At 38.4% G+C, this 16,623-nt stretch carries 11 protein-coding genes and 3 pseudogenes; 8 read left to right on the top strand and 6 right to left on the bottom strand.

The window, feature by feature from the left end; all coding sequences use genetic code 11:
- Positions 1-101 precede the first annotated feature (101 nt).
- On the top strand, positions 102-1,076 hold the full coding sequence (locus tag SKA34_RS10680) for a hypothetical protein (RefSeq protein WP_006645539.1): 975 nt from the start codon (positions 102-104) through the stop codon (positions 1,074-1,076).
- Between the two features lie 128 nt (positions 1,077-1,204).
- On the opposite strand, the gene SKA34_RS10685 is transcribed toward SKA34_RS10680, so the two are convergent.
- A complete protein-coding gene (locus SKA34_RS10685; RefSeq protein WP_006645540.1) occupies positions 1,205-2,584 on the bottom strand; it encodes an MFS transporter in 1,380 nt (459 codons plus the stop codon).
- A gap of 215 nt (positions 2,585-2,799) precedes the next feature.
- On the opposite strand from SKA34_RS10685, the gene SKA34_RS10690 reads away from it, so the two are divergent.
- A complete protein-coding gene (locus tag SKA34_RS10690; protein ID WP_006645541.1) occupies positions 2,800-3,105 on the top strand; it encodes a hypothetical protein in 306 nt (101 codons plus the stop codon).
- 259 nt (positions 3,106-3,364) lie between these two features.
- Here SKA34_RS10690 and SKA34_RS10695 read toward each other — a convergent pair whose 3' ends face one another.
- The 3 genes from SKA34_RS10695 to SKA34_RS10705 all read right to left on the bottom strand — a co-directional run bounded on the left by SKA34_RS10695 (position 3,365) and on the right by SKA34_RS10705 (position 6,587).
- Positions 3,365-3,940, bottom strand: coding sequence for a hypothetical protein (locus SKA34_RS10695; RefSeq protein ID WP_006645542.1), 576 nt, complete (start codon positions 3,938-3,940; stop codon positions 3,365-3,367).
- 131 nt (positions 3,941-4,071) lie between these two features.
- Positions 4,072-4,572 (bottom strand): hypothetical protein, encoded by a 501-nt coding sequence (locus SKA34_RS10700; protein ID WP_006645543.1) that lies wholly within the window; start codon positions 4,570-4,572, stop codon positions 4,072-4,074.
- 659 nt (positions 4,573-5,231) lie between these two features.
- On the bottom strand, positions 5,232-6,587 hold the full coding sequence (locus SKA34_RS10705; protein WP_006645544.1) for a CynX/NimT family MFS transporter: 1,356 nt from the start codon (positions 6,585-6,587) through the stop codon (positions 5,232-5,234).
- Positions 6,588-6,681: 94 nt separating this feature from the next.
- Between SKA34_RS10705 and SKA34_RS10710 the strand changes: the two genes are divergently transcribed.
- The 5 genes and pseudogenes from SKA34_RS10710 to SKA34_RS10725 all read left to right on the top strand — a co-directional run bounded on the left by SKA34_RS10710 (position 6,682) and on the right by SKA34_RS10725 (position 11,993).
- A complete protein-coding gene (locus SKA34_RS10710; protein ID WP_006645545.1) occupies positions 6,682-7,470 on the top strand; it encodes a helix-turn-helix domain-containing protein in 789 nt (262 codons plus the stop codon).
- Between the two features lie 198 nt (positions 7,471-7,668).
- Positions 7,669-8,223, top strand: a pseudogene (locus SKA34_RS23620) (transposase); the annotation flags it as partial.
- A 40-nt stretch (positions 8,224-8,263) separates the two neighbouring features.
- Entirely contained in the window at positions 8,264-9,064 is an 801-nt protein-coding gene (locus tag SKA34_RS10715) for a helix-turn-helix domain-containing protein (protein WP_006645548.1), read from the top strand.
- A gap of 139 nt (positions 9,065-9,203) precedes the next feature.
- A pseudogene (locus SKA34_RS10720) lies at positions 9,204-9,928 on the top strand (class II glutamine amidotransferase).
- 493 nt (positions 9,929-10,421) lie between these two features.
- Positions 10,422-11,993 (top strand): BCCT family transporter, encoded by a 1,572-nt coding sequence (locus tag SKA34_RS10725; protein ID WP_006645552.1) that lies wholly within the window; start codon positions 10,422-10,424, stop codon positions 11,991-11,993.
- A 147-nt stretch (positions 11,994-12,140) separates the two neighbouring features.
- Here SKA34_RS10725 and SKA34_RS10730 read toward each other — a convergent pair whose 3' ends face one another.
- Positions 12,141-13,601, bottom strand: a complete 1,461-nt coding sequence (locus SKA34_RS10730) for an SDR family oxidoreductase (RefSeq protein WP_006645553.1) — start codon at positions 13,599-13,601, stop codon at positions 12,141-12,143.
- 282 nt (positions 13,602-13,883) lie between these two features.
- On the opposite strand from SKA34_RS10730, the pseudogene SKA34_RS10735 reads away from it, so the two are divergent.
- A pseudogene (locus SKA34_RS10735) lies at positions 13,884-15,264 on the top strand (MATE family efflux transporter).
- Between the two features lie 68 nt (positions 15,265-15,332).
- On the opposite strand, the gene SKA34_RS10740 reads toward SKA34_RS10735, so the two are convergent.
- Positions 15,333-16,466 (bottom strand): cupin domain-containing protein, encoded by a 1,134-nt coding sequence (locus SKA34_RS10740; protein WP_006645556.1) that lies wholly within the window; start codon positions 16,464-16,466, stop codon positions 15,333-15,335.
- Positions 16,467-16,623: the final 157 nt, after the last annotated feature.

Genomic DNA, 16,623 nt, shown 5'->3' on the forward strand with positions numbered 1-16,623 from the left:
AAGTGATTCTTATTCAGACTATTGTAATTAACTACGTTGTGTTTTTGAGTTATCTCTTATTTACCAGTAGAAAGAAGCCAAAGGATTAATGAGGAAAAGTAATGAAACTTAAAAACCTATCTCTGTTGGTTATCGCAACTTGTGTTTCAAGTTCTGTATTGGCTTGTGATTTAACGGTTTCGACGTCGACAACGTTACAAAATCTACCATCTGCATCAGGTATAGTGAATCATGACAATCACATTTTGGCCGTGGGTGATGACAGTTCACAATTATTTACGTTGAATGATAAATTTGAAGTGATGAGCGAGTCACCGATTGCGCATTATAAAACAGGTAAAGATGGCAGAATCGTTAAAAAGGTAAAACCCGATTTTGAATCGATGGATGTTCAACGTGTTAATGGAAAACCTGCTTATGTGATTTTGGGCTCAGGCAGTAAGAAGCAGGTGAGAGAAAAAGGATTTGTTATTGCGCAAGATAATAGCTTTAAAATTGAGCGTGACTTAGCACCTTTGTATGAGAAACTTCACCAAGTAGGACACTTCACTGAAAAGCAAGAAATTAATATTGAAGGCTTAGCGAGCAGTAAAGATAAGGTCTTCATTTTTAATCGCGGCAACAGTGGACCAAACATGTTGTTTGAAGTGGATAAAACAGCATTTGAAAACTACATAACTGGCAAGCAAGATAATATCGATAAGATTGAAGCTTACTTAGTCAAACTTCCAGCTATCGATGGTATTGAATCTGGTTTATCTGGTGCAACATATGATGAGGCTACAAAGACGTTGTATTTAACCTCATCAGTTGAAGCAACAGGTGGTGCTTATCAAGATGGTGAGATTTTAGGAAGCTTTGTTGCTGAATTACCGTTAAGTCAACTTGCTAATGGTAAAACGATTGATCTGACAAAGGACGCAATGCCTGTTGAACACGATGGTAAGAAAGTCATTACAAAAGTAGAATCGATCGCAATTACTTCCCATGAAGGAAATATCACCAAAGGTGTATTAGCCTCTGATAACGATAATGGCACAAGCCAGTTCTTTGATTTTAAAATTAAAGAGTCGTAAGACTAAAGTGATTATTCCGTAGGATATAATGATTTTTCATTTGTCTTCATGGTGTATTACTAATATATAGATGTGAGCATCAGTATTTTTAATACAGATGCTCATTTATTTCATCGAGGGTATGAATGTTATCTGTGTATTAAGTTATTACCATCAGAGCGGTGCAATGATAAAAATGACAAAGCAGAGATAACGGTTAATAGCCCCATAGCAATGAATGTCTGGTGAAAATGAGACATATCATTGCCAGCGTAATAGGTAGAGAAAAAGTGTAAAACACACGCGCAGATAGCAAGACCAAAGCTAATTGAAAGTAGTTGTGTTACTGCTAGCATACTGTTACCAGCACTTGCATGTTTATCATCTAAATCAGCTAATGTTATGGTGTTCATTGCCGTAAATTGTGTTGCGCGAACAATACCTAACGCAAACAGTAATGGTAGTGCTAACCAAAGGGATAGCTGGCCTGATATAAGGGCAAAAGCTGCTGTAATAATTCCAATAACAATAGTGACCCAAAACAATGTTTTGCGATAGCCGAGACGCTTAAGGGTTCTTTCGACATATGATTTACCTAATAATGCGCCAAAAGCTAAGGGAACCATCATCAATCCCGCATACAAGGCTGATGCTCCCATTCCAACTTGCAACATAAGTGGTATAAGAAAAGGAATCGCACCTGTACCTAAACGAGAAAATATATTTCCACCGATACCTACAGAAAAAGTCCTTGTCTTAAAAAGTGATAAAGGAATAAGCACATTTTGTTTTTTTGAGGCGTAATAAATATAAGTGATGAGAAGAGAAAAACCTATTAATAAAGTGATAACTGGAATCAAAAAAGTCTCTGATTTAGTTAAAAGTTCAATGCCACTTAAAAGAGTAATTAAACTTGAGCTAAATAGAATAAATCCCCAACCATCAAACTTATTAGCAGTCGAAGTAAAGTTAGGCATATAGCGTTTGGTCATCCATAGTCCAATAATACCGACAGGGATATTAATTAAGAATATCCAATGCCAACTTGCATAAGTGACTAATACACCACCAAGTACAGGACCAACAACGGGACCGATTAATCCCAGCATAGTTGCAAGGTTCAACGCGTGAACAAATTCATTACGAGGATAGCTCCGTAATAATGCTAAGCGTGCAACAGGAACCATCATAGCGCCACCAACACCTTGGAGAATGCGAGATAGAACCAATTGAGTCAATGTGTCTGATAATCCACACGCTAACGAGCCCAGTGTAAATAAGCCAACAGCCCAGCCAAAAATAACTCGGGTGCCAAATCTGTCAGCAAGCCAGCCACTGATGGGTATTAAGATCGCAACAGTAAGGGTATAGCTAATGATGGTTAGCTGCATGGTTAAAGGCGATTCGTGCAAGCTCTTCACCAGTGAGGGGATTGCGGTGTTAATTATTGTAGCATCAAGGGTTTGCATAAAAAAAGCAATCCCCGCAATCCATGGTAGCCATGTAAGTTGTTTTGATGGTTTCGCCATAGTCACCTCAATAATGGTAACGATATTCCGCGCGCAGAGTAGCCAGAAGCATAAAACAGAGGAGAGGAAATAACGATGGTTATACGTAATGTATTATTACTATATCAGTTGTAGCTTAACCTGAAGTGAATCATTTAAACATACTATTACACCATAACATAATAGAAAATATGGAGCTAAACTGGTGTTAATGATATGAAAAGGAGAATCGGTTAATGAATAAAAAACGGATTTTTTTTATCGCATTTATAGTGCCTATTATTTACGGCATACTTTGGTTTTTATCTTTATTTATTAATACGGCTCTTAATCATTTCTTTTATGAAAACCATATCGTTTTTTTATATTTAGCATTGCCATGGTCTTTCTTTACTATAGAAGTTGGCGCAATTTGTAGTACCTATACCAGTAGTTATATCTGCAACCCACTAGTTATTTTATTAGTAAGCATTGGTTTTGCTATAAATGTCGTTGTAAGTGCCATTGTATTAGGTGGGTTGGGTAAGATATTTAAAAGATAACGTGATTAGTACGACCTAATGAACCTAACCACTGTATTTTATAATCAGCGGCAGACAATACATAACCAAATACTTCGAATTATCGCCGCCTCCACATAACGCCAGAAACTAGCATCATTAGAGTAGCAAGTAATAACTGATGGTGGATTATAAACCTATATAATTAACATGTGGTTAATTAAGCTTTTGATTTTTTGGGGGAATAATAAACGACTGCCTTAAGACAGTCGTTTATTAAAAATTGAAGACTAAACGAGGTTTACTCTGGCACGTACTCTAATGGTGCTTCTAAGTCTTTAAGTACCATTTTTTGAATATTAATTCCTAACATCATGATGATTAAACACCAATTAAGGAAAGGAAGTTTGCCTGATTGGATGCTTTCAACAAACTGACTTGGGTTCCAACTAAATAATTCACAGATATTCTGTGCTGTCATTTCTTCAAATAAGCCGCTATCAATTAGCTTGCCAAATTGTTCGCTGGTTGGACATATAAAAGTATTACGAGCAACAAATGCTGATGGTTTAAATAAGCGTAATACCCGACGAATATCCTCAACTGGGATCACTTTGCCATTAGTTGCAATGCTTTGTTTGCCAATTAATGCCGCTAAGAAACACCAACATGGGTATGGAATAGTCGACACATTGAAAGGTTCTTTTTTGTATTTCGCTGTCCAGCTACTTACATTTTTCTCTTGCAAACCAGTGACTAACGCTAACTTCTTTGCATCATAGCCATGATCTTTCAGTAGGTTAATGATTTCAGCGACTTCTGATACGAAAGGCTTTGTCCAATTTTCGTATGAGGTAAATACATTTTCTCTAATCAAAATGCTATTCCAATATGGGATTCAATAGATTGGCGCTGATCATACGTGTTCACGCGACGATGTCCATTAATATCCCATTACCTTATTAAAATCCTTAATCAATTAACAATTAAATTTTTTACTTCATATAGTTAATCGGTTTGCTTGGGGCTAAGTTCTTGGATTACCTTCCAATCATCAGCAGGTAAAGTAAATGAGTCACTAAGCTCTATGGTTTTATTGCTTTCTTTCTTGGCGTTAACAAGTGTGGCTGTGTAGTGAATTTTTGCACTATGTGTTGTTTTATTAACATTTTCTAGGCTTAACACGATACCGGATGCTCGCGCTTTATCGATAATATAATGCCCATCCCAAGTTAAGTTAGCATCAAGGTTTTTATTTTTTTGATTGAAGTTTTGGGTATTTTGATGTGTAAGTAAGGTTTGAAGACTGTGCTGATTGAGTGAAATAGTTAAGTAATGTTCAGTATCTTTTGACAAGATAATACTGACAGCTGGGGTATTATTTAATTCGAAGTCAGTGGCAATGCCGACGTGAGTTAATGTACCGTGGATTTGGTGATCGTGTTGCTGATTACACCCAGTGAGTAATACGGTTGCAAGTAAAACACTTGCGATGGTTATTCCTTTCATACTATCTCCTCTGTGACGCACTGTATTGTGCTGTTAGCAAAACTAACTCTTTGAGGATATAGACCTCATAGCACATTATGTCAGCAGATTGTATGAATTACACGTAGCTTTCATATTATTAGGTTAGATGATGATGAGTAAAAGTGATAATGATTCTCGTAAACATACTAGCATAGTGCGCAAATTTGATGGTATATGACAAAAATTATCTGTCTATTAATGGATGATGAAATTAAAAACAAATACCAACTACATAGAATAAGCTATAGAAATAAATAAAGCCGATTACAAAACCAAAGAGATGGTGTAAAAATGATGGTATCTCAGGTTTATGCTTGCGCGTTTTGCTTTTTGTTACGCGGTAACATGGCGTTTGGAAACAATGATGGTGACAGCAAGGAAATAAAATACGTTTTGTTGTAACTTTGATTGCGTTGATTCTGCTAGTACAAGGGGAGAAAAAGAGCGGCGCTAGTCAGAAGATAGGATAGTTTCATTGTGGTTAACTCATAAGAAATAAAACTTACTGTTATTAGCGGCAATTATTGTTATTACAGGCTGTTATTGCAAAAGTGTATGTTCAGCAGATAAAAAAATATCGGCGTCCCGCCGATATGAAATTAATAAGATATTGGCGTCCTTGCCAATTAAAGAGAGCTTTAAAATTTTGCGTTAAATGCTTTTTTAAGTTCGTTACGTTCTTCAGTCACTAGCGCTAATTCATTTTTTAAGCGTTTAAGTTCTTCATGGATACTTTCATGAACAGGTGTGTCGATAATGATATCTTTACCACTTTCGCTACGAACGATAACGTGTGAACGACCAGCAAACAGTGCTAAAAATCCCCAAACCACACAGACTGAAAGTGTCATATATAATGGTACTTCCCAGCTATGTGTTGATTCATGTAGCGAGCCAAAAATTATAGGGCCAGTTGCTGCAAGTAAGTAACCCATACATTGTGCCATACCAGATAGTGCGGCTGCTTGGTGAGCATCATGAGTACGAATACCAACAAATGACAGGCCAAGTATAAAACCACCACCACAGCTAAAGCCAAAGCAAATTACCCAGATTAACGCGTGTTCAGGCATCATAAGTAGGCCAAGAATACCGATGAAGCCCAGTACAGCCATAGCAAAGCTCATGCCGCGTTTGTCTTTCATTTTTGCCATTAGTGGGATAAGCACTAGTGCTGGAATGGCAGTTGAAAGCTGTAATACACCATGTAAGTAACCCGCTTGGTTCTCTGTGTAACCATTATCAATAAGGATACTTGGTAACCAGCTGATAAAGATGTACATGATGAAAGAGTTCAAGCCTAAAAAGATAGTTACTTGCCATGCAGCAGCTGAACGCCATAGATAACTGTGGCTATCAATCTCAGCAGTATCTGCAGAAGGGCGAGTATGGCCTGATAATTGTGGCAACCATACAATAATTGAAATAATTGGGAAGAGCAGTACGGTTGCTAAAGCAAATGCCCAATGCGGAATAGCAGTAATTCCCATTGAACCAGCAAGCTTCATCATTGGAATAGCTGTACTTGAGCTTAATGTTGAGCCAATACCCATGATTAATACATAGACAGCTGTTAAAGTAGTGACTTTTGTTGGGAAGTCTCTTTTTAGTAAGCTTGGTAATAGTACGTTACCTATTGCTATACCGAGACCTATTATACAGGTACCCAAAAATAGCATTAAGGTTGATCCACCGGAGCGAATAAGTACACCGCCGCCAACAAGAACAAGGGCTATCATAAGAGATGGCTCTAAGCCAATTTTACGCGCAAGGCCTGATGATACCGGTGAAAATAGTGCAAAGGCCAACAAAGGCAAAGTAGTTAACATACCGGCTTGTGTTGCACTTAAACCTAAATCTTGTGAGATGAACTCTAGAATAGGTCCTAATCCTGTAAGTGGCGCACGTAGGTTACTTGCAATAAGTAAAATACCCAGGATAACCAATGCTGGTCGTGCAACTTTAGGGACTGTTTTTTTGTTTTTATGTGACATAGGTCTCTCCTTAAATCTTTAATGACATAATACCTCTCCTAATTTTTTCTGTATTAAGTTATATTGACAGTAGATATCTAAATTCGGACAAGTTATGAAATACAGTATCCATTTCCCTGAGTTTGACTCCGATCTTTACCCACAAAAGGTTGTTGCACTGCGCCTTTCTGGATTAGAGAAGGATGAAGAAATCCCAGTCCATCAACACCGTAAAGGACAACTTGTTCTTCCTTTAAGTGGTTTTGTTCGCTGTAAAATTGCTGACGCTATCTGGATGGTTCCTGCGAATTGCGCTGTTTGGATTCCAAGTCAAGAGCCTCATAGTAATAGTGTTTCTCCTGATGCCGATACCTGTATGCTATTTGTTGATCCAGATGTAGTTGGAATGCCTTCTAAAGCGTGTACATTATCTATTTCTCCACTTTTACGTGAGCTTATTGTTCGTTTAACGGAATCAGATCTCTCCTATACACCCGAATCTAAAACCGCAAGGTTAGCGGATGTGTTGATTGATGAATTAACGAGCATGCCATCTGAACATTTTGATTTTCCAATTCCGAGCGAGAGTCGATTACATAGCATTGCCTTAGAGCTTATTAATAATCCTAGTGATCGCAGTACTGTTGGTGAATGGGCAAGTAAATATGCGATGAGTGAAAGAACCCTAGCACGTTTGGTGAAGCAGGAATTAGGGTTAACTTTTGGTAATTGGCGTGGACAGCTTCATATTGTGATTGCATTGCAAAAATTGTCATCAGGGGAGCCTGTGCAGCGGGTATCGGAAGATTTAGGCTATGAATCGGTAAGCGCCTTTATTACTTTCTTCAAGAAAACCTTAGGACGACCACCTAAGCAATATATTAAAAAACGGATTAATGATTAAAATTTTTAGCTGTTTGTTTATTTAGGGACTTAGACCTGATTTTATTAAAGGTAAATAGTCTGTCTCTTTACCTGTATGGCAAACCGGTGTGTTATGTCTCGTTGGCTGGCCTCTCACGTCACTTCAGCGACGACGTATTTTCTGAAAAACTTAAGCTTGAAGGTGGCGGAAGCCAAAGCTATGTTCCTACTTATCTAAGCCGTTCATCCAAGGTTATCAACAAAACTGTCACATGGCTGGATACGAACTGGTCAAGATAAAGTGATCGAAACAACAGGTAATCGTAGCAGACTTAACATTATTGGCTGTCTGTACCTGTCGGATATTGGGGCAAGCATTGTTGACGATGATGACGGCATTCACAGCGACACTATTGTCCGCTTTTTCTGTAAGATAGAGTGATCCTTTAGATTATAAGCTTCATATCCTCTTGAACGGTGAAGGATATCAACACAGTGTCAGAGACAAAGATGCGGCATTTGTCCTTAATATTGAACTGCATTATTTACCACTTTACTGCCCAAACCTTTATTCAATAGAGCGGCTATTGCAAATAATGAATGAGGCGTCGAGGAAAAGCGTTGACTTCAGGATGTTAAAGCGGCGATAGATCAATTGTTTGCTGTGGCTCTTCCAGAGAGCACAAGCGCTTTGACATATCAAGTTAATGATAATTTTCAGGTCTACATCTTCAAGTCTATTCGGTATAACGTTTTATTTTTATGTGATATACATGTTTTGTTAAGCTTTTAGTGTTATTAATTATTCCATCAGGAGATTCTTGTATTAAGTTATGATAAAAAATATGAATTTAAATAAAAGTATTCCTACGTTTGATTCAGATTCGTACTCTCAAAAAGCTGTGGCAATGAGATTCTCTAGGGCTGATGCCGATGAAGAACTCCCATTTCACACTCATCGTAAAGGTCAATTGGTATTACCCTTAAGTGGTTGTGTTCGATGTAAAATTGCGAATGCGATTTGGATGGTTCCTACAAATTGCGCCGTTTGGATCCCAAGCCAAGTGCCTCATAGTCTCACTATTTCAGATGATATCGATATTTGTAATTTATTTATTGAGCCAGATGTCATTGGTCTACCTGAAAATGCCTGTACTTTATCAGTGTCTCCTTTATTACGTGAGTTGATAGTTAAGTTAGCAGAACTCGATCAGTTTTATGAAGACGAAGGGAATACTGCGAGATTGGTTGACGTTCTAATTTATGAATTATCGACAATGCCTTCAGAACAGTTTGATTTTCCGATTCCAGAAGAGCCTCGCTTACAAAAGATCGCCTTAGCTTTAATTTCGAATCCAAGTGATCGTAGTACAGTTGGCGAATGGGCAAGTAAATATGCGATGTGTGAAAGAACCTTAGCGCGTTTGGTTAAGCAGGAATTAGGGTTAACCTTTGGTAATTGGCGTGGACAGCTTCATATTGTAATTGCATTACAAAAACTGTCATCGGGGGAGCCTGTACAGCGGATATCAGAAGATTTAGGCTACGAATCGGTAAGCGCATTTATTACTTTCTTTAAGAGAACCTTGGGGCGACCACCTAAGCAGTACATTAAAAAAAGGGTTAATGATTAAGTTTTTTAGGTGTGTGTTCATATAGGGATTTAGACTTGATTTTATCAAAGATCAATAGTCTATTTTTTATTTATATGGTAAATGGATGGGGCTATGTCTCATTGGCTGACATTTCACAAAAAACGATTTATCTCGTTGAATTGTGATTTATCAATCAGAGCACTCGTTAATTAATAAAACGTTAGAAGAACAAAAAGCGGTTAACTTTGTGAACGGTGATGGTTTCGGTCTCGGCTGGTATTAGGATAGCGATACTCTCGGTCGTTATCATGCAATATCACCCGCTTGGGCAGATGTTAACTTACGTTCTTTAATACATCATATTTGTTCTCATCGTTTCATGGCACATATACGTTTCTCTCCTTGGGCTGAAGTTTCACATGTTAATTGCCATCCTTTATATATGAACAATGGATGTTTCTGCATAACGGTCAAACCGGTGGCTTTGATAAAGTCAGATTTACTATAGAGCGATGATTAACAGGAGCACTTTACAATAAGCGGGTAGGGACTATCGACTGTGAAATTATCTTCTTAATAATGATCAAAAATGGATTACAAACCGATCCTATCGCGGTTATTAATCAAACCATGTATGAAGTAGAACAGGCAATACTTGAAAAAGAGGTTGAGTTGCCGCCATAAGCTACTATTTGTATTTCAGATGGTCATAGCTTTTGGATCGTGCGTTACAGTACAAATAATACTGCGCCAACGATATATATTAAGCAGAAACCAGATAGTGTGACAATGCCTTCTGAACGACTAGAGCAAACGAATGATTGGTTTTTAATAACTAAGCAACAAATTCTACATATTGAGTATACTAACTCACTGACTTTCTACGATCTAATTATCGATTAATCTGCTCTTACATATTCGGATTGATACTTTTCTTCTCTATATAACTTATTTCATTGCTTACCTCTTCGTCTCTCGATTAAGTGATATAGAAACGCATATCATTATACTTAGTCGAGGAGGTGAGCAATGAAAGTGATGCCTGTTCTCACTATTGTGCCTATAACTACAAATGATGTTGATAGTCGTTAACATGCAAAAGAGACGACTATTTCTGCATGGTTATCTATTGTATTAAATAAGATCAAATGAAAAATGGTTAGAGTAGTAAATACTTTCAATACTTAATAATTACTATCCTATCAACAAGGCTTGTATAATAAATATTCAATTTTTTATCGCTAATCAAAACTTGTAACATCATGATCTACCAATTAAAAAGCTATACAATGATAGAGTTGCATGGTTTTTTAATTGAAAATAAAGGAGTTTTTGACTGGTATTTATGATTTTTAGCTGCTAATCTCTCGTCCCTCACAAACAACGTGAGATATTTATGCCAAGTAATGCATGTCAAATAGCTGATAGTAACAACACATCTTTGAACTCAGATTCTTCTCGTTTTGAGGCAAAACTAGTTCCAATTCTAACTATTGGTTTCATTTCCTTATTCATTTTTGCTGCACTGGCTGATATGTCCAGTTTTACAGCATTAATTCAAACTAGCTTTGAATCTGCAGCCAATACTTTTGGTTATAGCTGGCAGATCTTAATGCTAGTTAACTTTCTTATTGCTTTAGTCATTGCTTTTAGCCCTTTGGGCAAAAAGGTGATGGGAACCGTTACAAAACCAACAATTGGTACATTCCGTTGGTTAGCCATGATCATGTGTACTTTATTAGCGGGTGGTGGCGTATTTTGGTCTGCCGCTGAGCCAATTTACCATTTCATTACACCACCGCCGATATTTGGAGGTGTTGCTGGATCTACACAACAAGCTGTCGATCCTGCACTTGGTCAAGCGTTCTTGCATTGGGGCTTTTTAGCGTGGGCGGTATTGGGTACGTTAGCAACTATTGTACTAATGTATGCACACCATGAACATGGCGTTAAATTTCGTCCTCGTGCTTTGCTTTTTCCTATCTTTGGTAAGAAGTTGGAAGAGCATTGGCTAGGTAGTGTTATTGATGCTTGCTCAATTATTGCCGTTGCAGCGGGTACAATTGGTCCTATTGGTTTCTTAGCATCGCAGTTAGGCTATAGTTTAGAATTATTAACAGGGTTTGAAAATAATGTTCAATCTCAGTTAATGATCCTTGCCGTCGTTGTGTCTATTTATTCTATTTCTGCTGCGTCAGGAATGGATAAAGGTCTGCAGTGGCTATCACGCTTAAACGTGATTGGTGCATTTGGGCTATTACTTGCAATGCTATTCTTAGGTCCCACTAAATTTATTTTAACTGAGTTTGGTAGCGCGTTTGGTGATTATATTCATCATTTCGGCGAGCTTAGCTTAGCGAATGATAAGCCTTCTTGGAATGTATGGTGGACATGGTTCTTCTGGGGGTGGTTTATCGGTTTTGCGCCGATGATGGCAATCTTTATTGCACGTATTTCGGAAGGGCGTAGCATTCGTGGTTTAGTCCTTGCAGTTGCTATTGGTGCGCCTATCGTGACGAATTTCTGGTTCGCCGTATTAGGTGGTACAGGTATTTTCCTTGAGCTACAAACACCGGGTGTGATTTCTGGCCCACTGAATGACGGTGGTTTACCGGCGGTATTATTAGCATCACTGTCTAACTTGCCATTTAGCAGTATTTTATTACCTGCGTTTCTTGTGCTGACGACAACGTTTGTTGTTACCACTGGTGACTCAATGGCATATTCGATTGCGATGGTAGTTTCTGGTGATAATGAACCTGATAGTAAGCATCGTTTATTCTGGGCGATCATTATGGGTGTAGTGGCTGCGGTATTATTGCTTGCAGGTGACGGTGGCTTAAATGCACTGCAATCGTTCATTGTGATCACTGCTGTACCTGTTTCTATCTTGATTGCTTTCACACTGATCAGTGGCCCAATCGCTGCATATAGAATGACGTGTGCAAAAAAACAAGTGGCTGCATAATACGGTATACCACCCATAGATGGTGACATACGGTAAATGAAAAACGCCCGATATTGCTGTTAGAAATAACATGCACTATCGGGCGTTTTTATTACGGATTATCAAATGACAACCACAGATTTGTTAGAAATGGCAACTAAGCGAAAGTTATACCGTATCAATCTGTCCATCTTTTGCTTTCGCTTTACACCGTTTGACTAACTGCAATGTCATGCCCCTAAAAATAAATAAGTGTGCAGGCATCATCGCGAACCAGTATAAAAGGCCTTTAAAACCTTTCGGATGCCACCATGCTCGAATATCAACAGAGCGGTGATCACCGTGATCATTAATGGTAAATTCTAATCGTCCTAAACCAGGCGCTTTCATCCCAAACAGGAGTGATAAGAAATGGTTTTCTTCAAGACTGATCACTTTCCAAGAATCAATGCGATCGCCCAATTGTAATTGTTGAGGATCCCGACGATAACGTTCTAAAGCATTACCACCAATCATTGAATCCATCCATTCACGAATACGCCATAGGCTGTTGGCAAAAAAGTAGCCTTCTTCTCCACCAACCAGTTGAACTTGTCGCCATAAATCTTCAGCACTCGCATCGGTTTTTAATGTGTAGCCAGCTTGTTTAGGATAGTAGCCATAATCTGGTTTCCAGCGTGATAATGCATCAGGGTCAAATCCCCAAATTTCACTATCAATGATCTCATCATTCATTTCTAACGCTTCTGATACCGCATCATCATAACTTATTAAGATTTGAGGGATATATTGTTGTAACTTGCTACCATCAGCCGGTAAATCATATTGCAATCCGTTGATCAATGCTCTCGCAATATTGGTGGGTACAGAAGTAATAAAGCGTAGCCAGTAAGCTGCCATCGCAGGACTTAAGAATTTTAGCGGTATAACTCGAATCTTCTTATTAAGCAGCGTACCTAAGCGCACCATTTGATCGCGGTAGGTAAGTTGCTCTGGGCCTGCAACATCAAAAATGAGGTTATCATTATTGGGCTTTTTAATCAGCTCAGTTAAATAAAATAGCAAGTTTCTAAGCGCAATAGGAGAATTGCGAGAACTCACCCATTGTGGTGTTAGCATCACAGGGATGTGACTGACAAAATCGCGCATTACTTCAAAAGCGGCAGAGCCAGGGCCTATAATTATTCCAGCTCGTAATTCAACGATAGTTTTTCTACTACTACGAAGAATATTGCCTGTTTCTTTACGGGCGAGCAGGTGAGTTGAAGCTGCGTCTTCAGATTGTAGTGCACCTAAGTAGATAACTTGCTCAACCTGACTCTTTTCTAGATATTGGCTAAAGTGGCGCGCGCAGTCTAATTCAAAATCAATAAAATCATGACCATGATTCATACCATGTACAAGGAAGAAAACGATATCAACATCGTGAAAGAGATCCGTAAGATCACTTCCATCATTGAGATCGAGGCAAATTAATTCAAGATTATCGAGATCATTCCAGCCGCGCTTTTTTAGTAGCTGTAAGTTGCGCCCAGTTGCTTTAACATGATGACCTTGATTTAGCAATTCTGGCACTAAATGACTACCAACATAGCCTGATGCGCCGACCACTAAAATTGTTTTTTTCATTACCTCATTGCTCCATTTCCTTATGGTGTTTCTCAAGAAAAGTTGTCGTAGATATAAAAAATTATATTTTTGTTAATTGTAACCAAGTTCAGAATAAAAGGTATGGCATCAAGTTATTTTCGCGATTAGCATAACATTTCACGTCAAATTGATTCTCTATCTGTGTGCTTTATTTTAGATATTTATTCTACTTTTATCACGATAGGTCATCAGTAATTTTTACCAATGGTTATTCGATAGTGAGTATTACACTATTGATTGCTGTTATTAGGGATAATTGCAATGCCAACACTCATTCTTCAGCAATTTGATCGAGGCTTTCTTCGTTCGTTATTTTGGATTGCTTTACCTATTGCGTTGCAGTCAATGTTGTTTTCGAGTCGAAGTCTTGTTGATATTTTGATGCTAGGTCAGTTAGGCAACGCCCAAGTAGCTGCTGCTGGTATTGCCGGTAAAGCCTTTTTTGTTGCCATTATTATGTTATTTGGTGTCTCGACAGGCGGTGCGATGTTAACTGCTCAATATTGGGGTGCAAATAATAAGCAAGGAGTACGAGAAGCAACAGCCTTAACAGTGATGATTAGCGGTTGTTTTGCTTCAGTCGCAGCGGCATTATTTTTATTTGCGCCAGAATGGATCATGGGTCTTGCGACTCAATCGCCAAAAGTTATCACGTTAGGTTCTGAGTATTTACGTATTACGGCATTTAATTTACTCGGTGCTGCATTTGGTATTGGTATTGCTGTAGGTTTACGTTCGATACACCAGCCCGGCGTCAGTACCTTTTTTAGTGCGATTGGTATTGGTACCAATATGATCCTTAATTGGATATTAATTTTTGGTAAATTTGGTTTGCCAGCAATGGGAATTAGCAATGGGAATTAAAGGTGCGGCATGGGCGACGTTGCTTAGTGGTGGTATTGAACTGATATTACTTGCGTCTTATTTATATGGACGCAAACATTTATTAGCGTTTAACTTTAAAACGGTTGTAACTGTTTGCAATAGGAAAGATATTCAGCGCTTTCTTAAACTATCGCTACCGATTACCTTTAATCACCTTGCATGGGCGGGGGGAATTTTTGTTTATCATGCAATTATTGGTCAACTAGGTGTTAATGGGCTTGCTGCAATGTCGGTGATCACACCGATTGAGTCACTGTCACTTGCAATGTTGATCGGTATTTCAAATGCGTCAGCTGTATTTATTGGTAATTTACTCGGTGCCAATAAAAATGATGAAGCCTATTTAAAGGCATGGGCATTTTCGTTAATTAACTTAGGTTTTGCTTTATTAACGGTATGTGTGATGTTTTTAATTAAACAACCTTTATTAACTTTATTTTCAGGACTAACTCAGGATGTGCGCGCGTTAACTGGTCATTTCTTTGATATTTTTGCAGTTATTCTGGTATTAAAAAGTATTCCAATGGTGATGATTGTTGGTGTCTTACGGGCTGGTGGTGATATTAAGTTTTGCTTCTATCAAGATATTATTGCGCAATGGATGATCGGTATTCCCGTAACGGCATTTTGTGCTTTTGTTTTACATTTTCCGATAGAGTGGGTTTATGCTTTAGTTGGCTTAGAAGAGCTAATTAAATGGTTTACATCATCTTTTCGTGTACATTCACGTCGTTGGATTAATAATTTAGTGGCTTAAAAATGGCCTAATAGGAGAGATTGACTCCGACATATTTAGGCCATTTTTAGGTGATAACATTGCGTTATTTATTCTACTAAGTACCAATATCCAAGATTTATGAGCTGTGTTAATAGCGTTAATACAGCAGGGTGGTGAATCGCATTGCCTAGTAATTCAGCAGTGACGACTTGCTCATTACAAAATTGTTTTGCGGTATCTGCGCATTCATCGGGTAATGCGTATTCTTCACCATTGATAAAGATGATCTCAGGTTTTGCTTCATGATAAAATGCGCGTAAGCCGCCAATGCGATTAAAGCTATCCCCATTCATTAAGCATTGATACGTTTCTTCATTACTCCACTCAGGCTCAGACGGAACAATATCTAACTCGTGACGATTTTGGCTTAAATGTTCGCCCATCCATTGTTTTAGTAAGTGCGGGTGGTCAAGTAAGCTGCGCATCATGGCTTCTAGATCATGGTAGTCTTGCTCTGAAATGGCACCATTACAACCACGGGTCGATAGCGCTGGATTGTGGTAGTGGACATCACCAATATCATTTGAGATCACGAAATCAGCAAAGGTGCTTAATAACTCTTGTTTTTTCGGTGAACGGAAACCGACAGAAAAGCTCATGGATGTTTCCACAGAATAGCCATCATGTGGGAAACCGGGTGGAATATATAAAATATCGCCTGTATCTAACACTTCATCAATGATCGGTTCAAAACCTTTAATCTGGCGTAATGCCGAATGACGAAATTCTTCCTCATAATCATCGCGTTTCTCACCGACGCGCCAATGACGTTTACCTGAGCCTTGAACAATAAATACATCATACTGGTCTATATGAGGACCAACACCGCCCCCGGGGGTTGAATAGCTAATCATTAAATCGTCAAACAACCAGCCAGGAAGTTGGCGAAAGGGAGTGACTAATTGTGCAGCACCTTCATGCCAATGATTAGCAGCTTGTACGATAAATGACCAATTATCTTCTGGTGTATCATCAAAGGTTAATGGGCCATGCTGCACTTCCCATTGGTCATCTTTTTTTGCAATGTAGCGGGAATCAACTTCTTCTTCCATCGCGAGCCCTGCTAATTCGTCAGGGCTAATAGGATCGACAAAGTGCTTAAAGCCACCTTTAATGATGGTTGGTTTTTTTTGCCAATATTTGGTTAGAAATTCTTCTAGGGAGAACGTTAATTGATACATTCGCAAGCTACTGATTATGAAATAGGTGATGAGTATAACGTAATTTAAAACATCGACGGATATTTATGTTACTAAGGGTGATAGATATGTAAATACGATATGGAATGAATATCTTTATATTCATGATAATAGATGACATAACAGTAAATATATTGAT

The organism is Photobacterium sp. SKA34 (genome assembly GCF_000153325.1).
GTDB lineage: Bacteria > Pseudomonadota > Gammaproteobacteria > Enterobacterales > Vibrionaceae > Photobacterium.

Bases quoted from the DNA above. Each gene is read 5' to 3' on its own strand.
- SKA34_RS10680 (WP_006645539.1), top strand. From the start codon at position 102: ATGAAACTTAAAAACCTATCTCTGTTGGTTATCGCAACTTGTGTTTCA.
- SKA34_RS10685 (WP_006645540.1), bottom strand. From the start codon at position 2,584: ATGGCGAAACCATCAAAACAACTTACATGGCTACCATGGATTGCGGGG.
- SKA34_RS10690 (WP_006645541.1), top strand. From the start codon at position 2,800: ATGAATAAAAAACGGATTTTTTTTATCGCATTTATAGTGCCTATTATT.
- SKA34_RS10700 (WP_006645543.1), bottom strand. From the start codon at position 4,572: ATGAAAGGAATAACCATCGCAAGTGTTTTACTTGCAACCGTATTACTC.
- SKA34_RS10705 (WP_006645544.1), bottom strand. From the start codon at position 6,587: ATGTCACATAAAAACAAAAAAACAGTCCCTAAAGTTGCACGACCAGCA.
- SKA34_RS10710 (WP_006645545.1), top strand. From the start codon at position 6,682: ATGAAATACAGTATCCATTTCCCTGAGTTTGACTCCGATCTTTACCCA.
- SKA34_RS10715 (WP_006645548.1), top strand. From the start codon at position 8,264: ATGATAAAAAATATGAATTTAAATAAAAGTATTCCTACGTTTGATTCA.
- SKA34_RS10725 (WP_006645552.1), top strand. From the start codon at position 10,422: ATGCCAAGTAATGCATGTCAAATAGCTGATAGTAACAACACATCTTTG.
- SKA34_RS10730 (WP_006645553.1), bottom strand. From the start codon at position 13,601: ATGAAAAAAACAATTTTAGTGGTCGGCGCATCAGGCTATGTTGGTAGT.
- SKA34_RS10740 (WP_006645556.1), bottom strand. From the start codon at position 16,466: ATGTATCAATTAACGTTCTCCCTAGAAGAATTTCTAACCAAATATTGG.